The following is an 11,910-nucleotide window of genomic DNA, read 5'->3' as shown; positions in this document are numbered from 1 at the left end:
CTTAAACTTAAATAGGCTATAATCTATAAACAATTTCTAAACCCTGAAATTGAAAGTCGGGCGGGCTGCTTTACCCTGTAAAATTAATAAGCTTGTAAAGGATAAGATTAACCCTTTCAATGAAATCAAAGAAACAATATCAAATTCACAGAGCAAACTTCTTGATTTAGTCAAGAACCTGATCAAAATATGAAATAAAAACAATGATAAGAACTCAATTGAAAGAATTCCTGAACTCTAACGGTGAAATATTAGTTTTCGCTTTAAACAGTTTATTGAATGACTGGGGGTGCTCAAAACCCAATTCATAGGCGATCTCGCTTATGGTAAGTTCAGTTGTAGAAAGTCTCTCTTTGGCTTTTTCGATTAACTTTTCGTGGATGATCTGCTGCGTGGTTTGTCCTGTCAGTGATTTGAGCAGTCCCCGCATGTATTGTGGAGACATATTCAACTTTTCGGAAAGAAGCTGCACTGTAGGTAAACCATGCGCCATGATATCTCTTCCTTCAAAATAATCAGAAAGAAAATTTTCCAGCTTCTCCAAAAACTGATGATTGACTTTCTTACGTGTTATAAACTGACGCTGATAAAAACGCTCGGAATAATTAAACAGGGTCTCCAATTGAGAAATGATAATGTTTTGGCTGAACTGGTCTATATTGCTCTGATATTCCTGCTGGATATTTTCGACAATCTGCTGCATTTTTCGTTCCTCGTCTTCTGATAGGAACAGCGCTTCATTCACCGAATAATCAAAAAATTCATATCTTTTGATCGAAGTGGAAAGCGCCGTATTCCAGAGAAAGTCCGGATGGATCATCAGCATCCATCCGGAAGGATTCTTTCCTTGTTCTTCACGTATTACGCTTAAAACCTGATGCGGGGCCATGCAGAACATCACTCCTTCATCAAAATCATAATCATTCTGTCCATACCTGTACTTGTGGTCCATGTCACGTTTTACCGAAATGGTATAAAAATCAAACAGCAGGCTCTGTTTTCCGACCTGTGTAGGCTCGGTCATATCTTCATAATTGATCACACTGATCAGCGGATGCTTCGGTCCCGGCAGTCCGCGCAGTTTGTGAAAATCGGAAATGGTCTTAATTCGGATGGGCTTATTATCGGACATGGAATGATGTACTTTTATATTTAAATTGAAAAGAACAAAAATACAGATTATCAGATTTCTGGAAAATAATACGAACCTTTTAAATCTTCCAGCAAAGTTGGATGTACCGGGTTCCAGTCCAGCGTTTTCCTTGTCCATTCACTTGAACTCGGGTTATCAAGCTTTGCAAAATGCGTAAACCAAGAAAAATGCTCCTCAGCTTGCTGGGAATTCAATGAAATCAATGGAATATTTAAACGCTCCGCAATTTCAGCGGCTACTGTCTTAAGCTCGATTCCCTCTTCAGATACTGCATGATACCTGGTTCCACTAGCAAATGGTTTTTCCAGTGCCAAACGATAAAGCCTTGCCGCATCCAGTCGGTGCACAGCTGGCCAGCGGTTATTTCCTTCGCCAATGATCGCTGAGACATCTTTTTCCCTTGCAATTTTAATAAATAGCGGAACAAAGCCGATTTTATCTCCTTCACCATGCACAGATGGGGATAATCTAATGACGGCGACGCGCACACCTTTTGCAACCTGACCGTCAGCGGCATTTTCAGTTGCAATCCTCGGATGTGGATGGTTGACGTTACGGTCCTGCTCAGTTGTGATGCCATCTTTTGAAAAAAGTGCAGTGCCAGAAGTGATCAGAAAGGGCTTGTCCGTACCGACCAAAGCATCTCCTATGGCGCCGATCACGTCCCTATCCAATTCACACATTTCCTGAAAACGGCCAAAGTCATGAACAAATCCTAAGTGTATAACGCCATCAGCGGCATTAGCCCCCGATTTCAGACGTTCAAAATCAGTAAGATCACCACGGTGGACCTTTGCTCCTGCTTCAATTAACTTCTTTGCAGATTCTTCCGACCGTGCAAGTCCGACAACTTCGTGACCAGCTCCTAATAATTCCTGTACTACAGCTGTTCCTACGAAACCTGTAGCACCTGTAACAAATACTTTCATGTCTAATATTATTTATGAAGCAAAGTTCAGAGTTCTTATACCGCTAAATGTATCCAAAAATAGCCTTGTTGTAGCCAAAACTTCAAATGTGGCTAAAAGTGATTTAGATGTTCGACCTTAAAGATCATACTGTCTATTTGATTTGGATTCCTGGCCGTAAAGCGAATTGATGTACTAAAAATATCTGTGCTTTCCCCAAACCTCTTTAATAGAAGGATATTATCCCTTAACGGGACGCCCCCCTATTATCGATCCCGACAATCCCACTATGACATAACCTCGTTTATTCCTTTATCAACAGGTCCAACCAAGAAAAAGTTCGAAGATAACGAAATGTCTCTTGCAGACTGGTAATCAACATTTAAGTATTTTTATGCTATTAAATTTTAAATCCACATTCCAAAAAAAATAATTCGGGAGAGTGGAAGGAAGTATTTGATTTCCTAATAGTAAACAATTAAAATATCTTCGTTACTAAATCGTTACTTAATTTAACAACATTAGCATAAACCATTACAAGATGAAAGTACATACAACTAACCTTTTCGACACTTTTATTGAAGTTGCTGAAGATACGAAAGCAAGCCATGGGACTCAACCTCCAGCAAAGGAAAAGAAGACGGTTGCAGAGATGCAATATGAAATGATCAGCAAAAATCCATATAAATATACTTCCGACGATGTCCTTTTTCAAGTATTTGCTGAAAGAAATGATCTCACAAAAGCTGAATATAAAGTGGCTAGGGAACAATTTTTCTCAAAAGGACAAGCTTGTTTCAGGGCTTCCCCCCTGACCAAAACCTATGGATTTGGTATTCATAATGACCATGAAGGTAAAATTGCACTTTATGGAATGGAAACTGACGAATACCAAAAATTCTTGGCGGATCCAAAAATCAAAAAAGTAAAAGCGATGAAATCTAGTAGATAAAGCCTCACCTTTGAAATTTTGCTTATAAAAACAACTGGATATTTCTCCGATCAACAAAGCCAGTAAGTCGGGGATCACATTGCAAGTAAACAAAAAGATCCCACGAACTGTGGGATCTTTATATATTGTTTTTATACTAAATTTTATATTTCCTTAATTTTATTCATCACACGTGAAACCATAGCATCACAGTAGATCAAATTAAACTCAAAAATATCCTCCTTGACATAAAACTTTTCAATTTCCTTTCGTAAATAGGCTTTAGCCCTGTTTACACGGACTTTTACATTATTTTCGCTGATTTCCAAAACCGCTGCGGTTTCCTGTACACTTAAGCCAGTAACCTCCCTAAGCGTAAAAGCTGTTCTATACTCCTCAGGAATGTTGAGCAGACTTTTTTCAATGACTGAATTTAATTCCCTATTCATCACAAGCTTGGATGTTTCCGTATTATGAAGATTTTCTATTACTTGATTGTTTTGTTCAATAGATTCCATATGCTTTGAGTACCATTTTTGTGTTTTACGATAGCATCGGTTTAACATTATTTTGGAAATCCATGTACGGAAAGAGGATCTACCTTCAAATTGTTCGAGATGTGTAAATACTTCAATATAAACTTCCTGCATTAAATCTTGCGTATCTTCATGATTGAAATTATACATCCTCCCAATCCTATACAAGTATGGATTATAACGTCTAATAATAAGCTCAAAAATAGCCGTCTCTTTATGCAGAACCTTATCTATTAATTCTTTGTCAGTATATGTCTCTTCTGTTTTCATTTACTTATTATCAACAATTGAAGCTAGTCTTGTCATTGAAAAAGCTGTAATAGCCATTACTAAGTCCCTTACCGCAACATCAACAAAATTCCAGCCAGCCAATAATGTCAACGCTATTAATGTGAGCCATGCTGAAACAATTAAACCTCCAACTTTCGGATTAACAAATACTAAAATACCAGCAATGATTTCTATAACTCCAATAATCATCATGAATGTGGTACCGGAAAAAGGTAAAATCCCGGTAATTGAAGGATTGATGTACTGTGCCCAATCACAAAGAATATTGGTGAACTTGTCGAGTCCCGCTACCACAGGAACTATGGTAAAAGTAAATTTTAAAGTATTAAAAATAGGTTGAACATTTTGTTTTAGTTGTGCAGTTTCCATTTTGTTTATTTTTAGGGTTAAACTCTTGCTTATATAATGAATAGAGTACAGCTAAACCCAAAAGGTTACAACATCATAAAGCTAAATTTACATAAAAACTACTACCTACTTTCGCCGATCAGACGAAAGGTCAGGTTGATACGTGCTTTCATCTTTTGAGCGGATTTTGCAATACGGTGTTCCCAAGTTTCCTGCAGATTGCCTTTCATCAGCAACAATGAACCGTGCTTGAGCAGCAATGAATATTTCTTGCTGTGATCATCCACTTTTCGGAAATCAAAATAACGTGCCTGCCCCAGACTTACAGATGCGATCACAGGCCTGTTGCCCAGTTCGCTCTCGCGATCGCGGTGCCAGGCGACAGAATCGTTGTTGTCGCGGTATAGATTTAACAAGACCGAATTGAATGTACATTGATACTGCTGTTCAATCCTGTGCTTCAATGTTTTTAAAGGCTCAAGCCATTGGTTTGCGGATATGGTCTTTCCGGCCAGCTGATAGCTGGTATCCTCATCGCCATACCAGGCCGTCAACCGGGGTGTCAACACCGATCTGTCGTACATTTTTCTAAATGTCTGCTGCCAGGGCACTTGGGTAAGCAGGATATCAAACAGCTGGTCGGCTTGCTGTTGCGTAAGAAAATCCGGCTCAAAATCGAGGAGCTCTTCGGGGAAATGATACCCTTCATTTTCAAATAAGCTAAGCTGATCCATATCGCGATTATTTAAATTTATATCAATGCGCCATTTCTCTCAAATGACCATCCTTGCAAAGGAAGAACAATTCTTGCCGCAGAGCGTTTACCATTTTATTGAAAAGGCGCGTACTACTCCTAATAATCCTCCATTTTTCGTGCAAACCAACGCTACGAGCTCGCGAAAGAACTTTTGGTGGCTGTTCAAATGGGTTATACAATCTAGAATTACGATACCAACTTATCCTATAAAAAGAAAATGGCCGCTTGAACAGCAATCTGTCGTGACATCGATATATTTCGGTCGGTTCTACTAGCTACACTATGGAATCTGCCGAAAAATAGTTAAATTGGATGTGATCATTTTTTATTTAAAACAATGAAAACGGCAGCATTTATTTACGTTTTATCGGATGACGAACAGCAGAACCTTCCCAATGAAGAATTCAGCAACGAGGATACGCTAAACTATTTACTGGACCATCAATTCTTATTACAAATTGACTGGAAGGGTGAATCCTATTTAAATGAAATAGGCAACTTCTTACAGCACCGGGCAATTGCTTTTAACCCAGAAGCTACATTCGATTTTACAGCAGCTTATAATATGGCCAATGATCAGGCTGTGACGCCTGGAGATTTCGTTCCCTCTCTGCTGAAAGCATTAAATGATGAGCTTAAAAAAAAGGGTTTGGAAATCGTGCAACTTGATTTAGCTAACGATAGTTATTATATCGCTGTCATTGAAAAGAGCAACAACAAGCAGATCAAAAAAGCAAGCGATGAGTTTTGGCAATTCAAACCCTGGGGAAGCCAAACCGGGGAAGTTCTTTATACTGTATACTGTAGCTGCGGAAGTATGAATGTGTGGCAGTTGAAAATGGGCGAGTTACTTACAGATGATACCTGTCAGGAATGCGGTACGGTAATTTTCGATAGCGAAGGCAATTCAATTTTCAAGGTTAGCAAAGATTATATTTAACACTTACAAAAAAAATCGAACCTCTTAAAACTCGGCCTTCGAATTAAAACTAATCCTTCCCTGGAGATCTCGAGCAGGTGCTGTATTAAAAATTGATTTGCCCTATTCTTTTTTTTATTTGTATAACAAAAGTGTGGCTGCTACGGAGCCTATCCGAGGAAAACAAGACGTATGTAGGCGGTACTCAGAAGTTACCGAAAATCGTGCTTTAGATTGCTGAAATTATTTCAAATAAGAAATGCGACATCCTATAGGAAAGTCGCATTTACAATTATTTTATTTCGATGCTGGGCAACTAACTATTTTTCAAACAACGCTTTTTTAAGTGCTAGTGCTCCCTGTTCTGATGAGAACTTTACCGCTTCAATATGATCTAGCGGATTTAAGAGTCCATAATCATGGATAAATCCGTTATAAGTCTCGATAGTTGTCGGAACGCCCGCTTCATCTAACTTTCTTGCATAGGCCAAACCCTCATCAAATAAGATATCGTTTTCGGCTAGCTGAACCAATGCTGGTGGAAGCCCTTTAAGCTTTTCTAAAGGCGCATTGAATGGAGTAGCATAATACTCTTTACGTTTTTCAGCGTCAGGGAGATAGTTATCCCACATCCATTTCATTAACGGTGCGGTAAGGAATCTTTCTTCGGCATATTTTTGCCAGGATTCACGCGAAAAATCTGCATCCGTTACGGGCCATAATAACAATTGAAATTTTATTTCAGGACCGCCTTTATCTTTTGCCATTAAACAAAGCACCGCAGTCATATTTCCGCCGACACTGTTCCCGGCAGCGGCCATATTTTTACCATCAACACCAATTTCAGCACCATTTTCCGACACCCACTTTGTAGCGGCATATATCTGATTGATTGCTACTGGATATTGTGCTTCGGGTGAAGGTGTATAATCCGTAAAAACTGCCGCAGCTCCGCTATGGACAACTAAATCCCTGACCAACCTTCTATGTGTTGGATAATCACCCAACACCCATCCGCCACCATGCGTAAACATGAAAACGGGAAGGTTTTCAGAAGTAGCATTGGCTGGTTTTACGATATGGATATTGACTGTAATACCGTCTTGCGTAATTTCTCTTTCGGATTCGATAATACCCGAATAATCTACTTCAACAGAATTTTGTGCATCAACCAGCACTTGTCTGGCTTCCTGCGGAGTCAGTGTCTCGAGTGGCTTACCGCCGCTATTATTCAGCCCTCTCAAAAATTCCCTGATACCTGAAAGGATCTGCGGATCGTTTTCAGCTTTAATGTTGTTTGCCATAATTAAAATTTAAATGATTAATGATGTATGAGTAATAACCTTATTTCGGTCATCAAAGTTTATATTTTTTCAAGTTGCTCCATAACTACTTTTGCCATTTCCTTTGAACTGAACGGATTTTGGCCTGTTATCAAATTATCATCCACAACAACATTGGAGGTCATAGGAATAAAAGCTTTTTTAAGATCTGCCCCGCGCTCTTTGATGGCCGCTTCCAGATTGAATGGTACCTCCCGTTTTCTTCTGGCAATAGTTTCCTCAAACCAGTCAAATCCGGTCATTGCTTTTCCTTTAATCAGGTATTCACCGCTACTAAGCTTAACATTTAACAATCCACCAACGCCATGACAGATTGCAGCGACTTTCTTTCCTTTTTCATACTGATTCCTAACCATTGATTGTATAGTAGAGTCATCTGGAAAATCGTACATCGTACCGTGCCCCCCAGCTAAATAGATCAGGTCATATTCTTGTTGAGTAAGCGTAGCGAGTTGCTCACTATTTGCAAGCAATAACCGAAAATCATCCGCATTCCAATAGTGTTCAGAAATTTTATCCAGCGTAAAGTGTTTTAGGCTCTCGGGGTCTACCGGAACGTTACCACCTTGAGGACTTGCAATAGTAATATCATAACCTTTCTCTTTAGCAGCGTGGTAGATATGTGTGAGCTCGCTAAGCCACAAACCGGTTTTCAGATGACCACTTGCATACATCCCAATATTGGTCACTATAATTAAGATTTTCATCATGCCCATATTTTTTTATTATGACAAAGTTGATAAGAAACCGCTGCCCAGGAGTAGCCGAATTACGGGTTGTTGTAGCCGAATCTCTGTATTTAAAATTTCTTAAATAGAACAGCCTAATTTAATGATGATCTGAATTCCAGTGGTGACAGTGATGTCCGGCTTTTAAAAAGACGGTGAAAGGATTGTGGATGTTCAAATCCAAGCCGATACGCAATCTCAGATACCGACATTGAGGTCGTAGAAAGTAATTCTTTTGCTTTTTCAATCAATCGGTTCTGGATATGCTGCTGTGTGGTTTGCCCTGTTTGCACTCGCAACATATCGCTCAGATAATTCGCACTTAGGTGCAGTTGATCAGCAATGGAATGAACGGAGGGTATCCCATTAATGGTTAATTTATCATTTTTGAAATAATCATCCAACAATAGCTCCAGCTTGGAAAGAAGGTCGCTATTCACTTTCTTTCTGGTCAAAAACTGGCGATTATAATAACGGTCACAATATTTTAATAACAGATCAAGATTTGAGACCAGCAGGTCTTGTGAAAATGTGTCCATGTTTCCTTCAATTTCACCTCCTAGGTTATCTATTATATCAAAAATTGTTTTCTCCTCCTTTTCAGAAAGATGTAAAGCTTCATTCGCGGTATAGGAAAAATAACCGTATTCTTTAATATCGGATGCCAAGCCATATCCATGCAGAAAATCCGGATGTACCACCAAAACAAAGCCCCGTACTCCATTAAGCAGTATATCATCAAACTGAAGCACCTGATGTGGGGCAATAAAATACATAATGCCCTCATTAAAATCATAATATTGCTGGCCATACCTGCATTTTCCGCCGGCACAATCTTTCTTTAAAGCAATAACATAAAAATCAGTAGTGACAGCACTCAGAATGGTCTCCGGTTCCAGTTTAACATCATCAAAATTAAAGACACTGATCAACGGGTTGGTAGGTCTTTTTAACCCCAAAAACTGATGAAGCGTACTTATCGATGATACTTTCTCTGGGGTTTTCATATGCTTATTTTCAGATTTGTACATGCCTAATTTACTTATTTATTTTGTCCCCTGAAAGCTGTTCTTCTTTAATGATATCGATTCCCTTCTCATACGAGGTGACCTGAAAATCCGGAAATTTCTTTCTGAACTTTGAATCATCAAATATATTGTCGTGCTCATACCTGGGAAGAAGCTCCAGTAATTCCTTTACACTTTTGTTGAAAAATGAGCCTATTTTAAACATGAATTTTAGCACAACGGAGTATTTCAGATCCCTGTTGTAAATTCCTGAAGCTATGCGGATAAACTCTTTATAGGTAGGATGGCTTTTATCCACCGGGAGATGCCAGGTCTGGCCAAATGCATCAGGCGTATTCCCAATCAAAGCTGTGGCGCGGCTCGCATCAGGAGTCCATATCAGGCTTCTTTTTTTGTTTACACTCAATGGGACCTTCAGCTTTTTGCCTGCTTTGATATTATTAAAAATTAAGGTATTGGTAATACTCTGTGTTTTGCCGGGGCCATAAAATTCGGGGGCACGACAGATCACGGCTTCAAGTTCACCTGCCGCCATTTCCTGCAACAGCATTTCGGCCATCTCTCTTCTGACTCTTCCCTTTCTCCCTACAGGCGCAAAAACCATTTCCTCTGTCAATACGCGATCATCCTGGGGATACATATAGGTATTGTCAAAGAACACCAGTTTTGTATGGTTAATCTTACAGGCGTCAATCACATTACGGAGGATCAGCGGAAACTGTTTCTCCCAGAGATCTGAACTGATCGGAAGACCTAATGTAAAATAAGCAATGTCACTTCCTTTGACGGCCTCGATTGCTTTTTCACGGATCGACAGATCCGCAGAAAAGACTTCGTCCGTATCATTTACTTTTTTTGCATCCCTGCTGACAATCCGTATGGATGAAGTAAAATTTCTTTTGAGTTCCCTTGCGAGCTCTTCGCCGATCTGGCCATTAGCCCCTAATATCGTTTGCATATCTTTTGCTGTTTTAAATTACTATACAAATTTCAGAAGATCTATAGCGATCTGAGTAGCTCAATTCAGGTAAGTTGTAACAGAATCTCTGTTTTTCTTTAACAGGTACGAACCCAACCCAGAATGGCTCAGCCTCCTAAGAGCGCTGTGGGGTTTGATAGTAATAGACTGGCGCAAAAAGACCCGGCAATCTTGCTCCTACATGCGACCTGTTCAAAAAAAGCAAACGATGGACGCACCTCTTGTGTTCAATTAAAAAAAAACAGTTATGACCTTTATGTGCGATACAAAAAATACACAGCTAATTGCCTGCAGGCTGCCTGCGGCGCTGTATCTGATGACCCTGGCCTTACTATTACTTTTGGGCAGCTGCCATAAGGACGATAGCCCTGCCCCCGAGCAGGCGCACCTAAACGTGAAAGTAAAAAGTGACGGTGACGAGTATGATGCAGTCTATCTCGATATCCAACAGCTCTGGACCCGCACGTCTACAGGTGGAGGAAAAATCGAGGCAAATAAAAGATTAAATATCCTAGGAGTACAAAAGGATAGCATCATCGCAGGTGGCCATGTGCCCCACGGCACCATACAGGAAGTTATGTTAAAAATATCCCCTACGGGAAATCAGATAGTCAGGAATGGTTCATCCTATCCTTTAGAGATGCCACAGGGACAATATATTGCTATCAATATCACCGGGGACAAGATGCTCAAGCCGAATGAAACGCATGCTTTGATGTTGGATATCGATCTATCAGATTTTATCGAAGAGAGGGCTAATGGAAAATTTGCAATTAACCCCAGCATAACTGCGGCACTGGATTAGCGGCGCTATTCACTCCTGGGATCGAGCTTTAAAGGCATCTTGACACAACATATAATCTCAATAGAAGAACGTCCGTATTTACAGTGACTTGCCTTCGACCAGGTAGATGCCAGCTCCTCTTATGGGATATTTTTTGAGTGCCTGTGGAAAGTGCACGGTATCAAAGAAATGTCCTACAGCATCGAGGAACTATAGCGAAACAAGGTGTATGTAAGCGGTAAGTGGAAATTTGATTTGTAAATAAAAACCTGTAATTTCATTGGAATTAACTTCTTTCTATTATGCAAACCAATAAATGGTTCGTCAAGTTTAAAAACATCCAACGAAAAAGAACATTTTTGTTAATCATACTTTTAACTATCTTTTATAACACAAGCTATGCACAAGAAGATCCGCAGCTCAGGGAAGCACTGTCGACCATGACAAAAGCATCTATATCTGGTGACGTTGAAGGTATTCTAAGCCAAACTTCACCCCGAATAATTGAAAGCATGGGCGGAATAGACCAAGCAACAAAACTGACCAAGGAACTTTATTCTTCCCTTATAAAATACGGAGTTAAGATTGATTCCACGATTAATTACGTTGATATAGATGTCTCTAAAATTGATAGCATAGCCTATTGCTTTATCCCCCAGGTATTGGTAATGTCTACGCCGGAAAAAGACAAAATGGTAATCACTTCAGCTAACTTATTAGCACTAAAAGAAGGCGAACCAAAAAAATGGACTTTTTTTAATTTCAATAAAATGGATCAGGAAAAAATTAATTTGTTTTTTCCTGAGTTTAATGGCAGGATTTCGCTTCCTCCTGGTCTAGAAAAAAAGACATTGGTGGTGCCTAAAGAAGAAGTAGCTAAAACTGTTGATCATCTATTGAAACTTATAGATGAATCTGTCAAAAAACGTAACTAGTTTTAAATCATTCGATCTTTAAAGTACTGTCTGTAATTGAGCCGCCCCTATCATTGGAGCCAATCATCGCAACCAAATATAGATCTTTTATTTATCTTTTAAAATAAAAATTATCACTGGTGTAACCATTTTGTATAGGTCTTGCCGACTGTATAAATTGAATACGATGCCTCGGCCTTTACATTGAATTAAAAATGATGACTGGTGAATTCGGGCACTGACACCGTACATCATCGCCTGGCAAGTGGGCAAATATAAAACCATCAAAAG

General features: G+C 39.4%; 13 protein-coding genes. 4 read left to right on the top strand and 9 right to left on the bottom strand.

Features of this window, described 5'->3' with window-relative positions:
* Positions 1 to 214: 214 nt before the first annotated feature.
* Both ABDW32_RS02065 and ABDW32_RS02060 read right to left on the bottom strand, forming a co-directional pair.
* Positions 215 to 1,132 carry a helix-turn-helix transcriptional regulator gene (locus tag ABDW32_RS02065; protein WP_343558913.1) on the bottom strand — a complete coding sequence of 306 codons (918 nt, stop codon included), beginning with the start codon at positions 1,130 to 1,132 and terminating at the stop codon, positions 215 to 217.
* A gap of 50 nt (positions 1,133 to 1,182) precedes the next feature.
* Entirely contained in the window at positions 1,183 to 2,082 is a 900-nt protein-coding gene (locus ABDW32_RS02060) for an SDR family oxidoreductase (protein WP_343558912.1), read from the bottom strand.
* A gap of 520 nt (positions 2,083 to 2,602) precedes the next feature.
* On the opposite strand from ABDW32_RS02060, the gene ABDW32_RS02055 reads away from it, so the two are divergent.
* Complete coding sequence (locus ABDW32_RS02055; RefSeq protein WP_343558910.1) at positions 2,603 to 3,013, top strand: DUF6157 family protein; 411 nt, start codon at positions 2,603 to 2,605, stop codon at positions 3,011 to 3,013.
* Between the two features lie 143 nt (positions 3,014 to 3,156).
* Here the strand turns inward: ABDW32_RS02055 and ABDW32_RS02050 are convergent, their stop codons facing one another.
* The 3 genes from ABDW32_RS02050 to ABDW32_RS02040 all read right to left on the bottom strand — a co-directional run bounded on the left by ABDW32_RS02050 (position 3,157) and on the right by ABDW32_RS02040 (position 4,901).
* Positions 3,157 to 3,798, bottom strand: coding sequence for a sigma-70 family RNA polymerase sigma factor (locus ABDW32_RS02050; RefSeq protein ID WP_343558908.1), 642 nt, complete (start codon positions 3,796 to 3,798; stop codon positions 3,157 to 3,159).
* A complete protein-coding gene (locus tag ABDW32_RS02045; protein WP_343558906.1) occupies positions 3,799 to 4,188 on the bottom strand; it encodes a hypothetical protein in 390 nt (129 codons plus the stop codon).
* 101 nt (positions 4,189 to 4,289) lie between these two features.
* A complete protein-coding gene (locus tag ABDW32_RS02040; protein ID WP_343558905.1) occupies positions 4,290 to 4,901 on the bottom strand; it encodes an alpha-ketoglutarate-dependent dioxygenase AlkB in 612 nt (203 codons plus the stop codon).
* Between the two features lie 360 nt (positions 4,902 to 5,261).
* On the opposite strand from ABDW32_RS02040, the gene ABDW32_RS02035 reads away from it, so the two are divergent.
* Entirely contained in the window at positions 5,262 to 5,864 is a 603-nt protein-coding gene (locus tag ABDW32_RS02035; RefSeq protein ID WP_343558903.1) for a hypothetical protein, read from the top strand.
* 299 nt (positions 5,865 to 6,163) lie between these two features.
* Here ABDW32_RS02035 and ABDW32_RS02030 read toward each other — a convergent pair whose 3' ends face one another.
* From ABDW32_RS02030 to ABDW32_RS02015, 4 genes are all read right to left on the bottom strand, one after another.
* Complete coding sequence (locus ABDW32_RS02030) at positions 6,164 to 7,147, bottom strand: alpha/beta hydrolase (protein ID WP_343558902.1); 984 nt, start codon at positions 7,145 to 7,147, stop codon at positions 6,164 to 6,166.
* A 59-nt stretch (positions 7,148 to 7,206) separates the two neighbouring features.
* On the bottom strand, positions 7,207 to 7,896 hold the full coding sequence (locus tag ABDW32_RS02025; protein WP_343558901.1) for a type 1 glutamine amidotransferase domain-containing protein: 690 nt from the start codon (positions 7,894 to 7,896) through the stop codon (positions 7,207 to 7,209).
* 113 nt (positions 7,897 to 8,009) lie between these two features.
* Positions 8,010 to 8,921 carry a helix-turn-helix transcriptional regulator gene (locus ABDW32_RS02020; protein ID WP_343558899.1) on the bottom strand — a complete coding sequence of 304 codons (912 nt, stop codon included), beginning with the start codon at positions 8,919 to 8,921 and terminating at the stop codon, positions 8,010 to 8,012.
* 31 nt (positions 8,922 to 8,952) lie between these two features.
* A complete protein-coding gene (locus ABDW32_RS02015; protein ID WP_343558897.1) occupies positions 8,953 to 9,900 on the bottom strand; it encodes an NAD-dependent epimerase/dehydratase family protein in 948 nt (315 codons plus the stop codon).
* Between the two features lie 277 nt (positions 9,901 to 10,177).
* On the opposite strand from ABDW32_RS02015, the gene ABDW32_RS02010 reads away from it, so the two are divergent.
* Positions 10,178 to 10,726, top strand: a complete 549-nt coding sequence (locus ABDW32_RS02010; RefSeq protein ID WP_343558895.1) for a DUF4382 domain-containing protein — start codon at positions 10,178 to 10,180, stop codon at positions 10,724 to 10,726.
* Positions 10,727 to 11,007: 281 nt separating this feature from the next.
* Positions 11,008 to 11,640 carry a hypothetical protein gene (locus ABDW32_RS02005; protein WP_343558894.1) on the top strand — a complete coding sequence of 211 codons (633 nt, stop codon included), beginning with the start codon at positions 11,008 to 11,010 and terminating at the stop codon, positions 11,638 to 11,640.
* Positions 11,641 to 11,910: the final 270 nt, after the last annotated feature.

This window comes from Sphingobacterium sp. (assembly GCF_039596235.1).
In the GTDB taxonomy this organism is placed as follows: Bacteria; Bacteroidota; Bacteroidia; order Sphingobacteriales; family Sphingobacteriaceae; genus Sphingobacterium.
The sequence above is the reverse complement of the archived record's forward strand: the minus strand, read 5'-3'. Positions and strand labels throughout refer to the sequence as shown.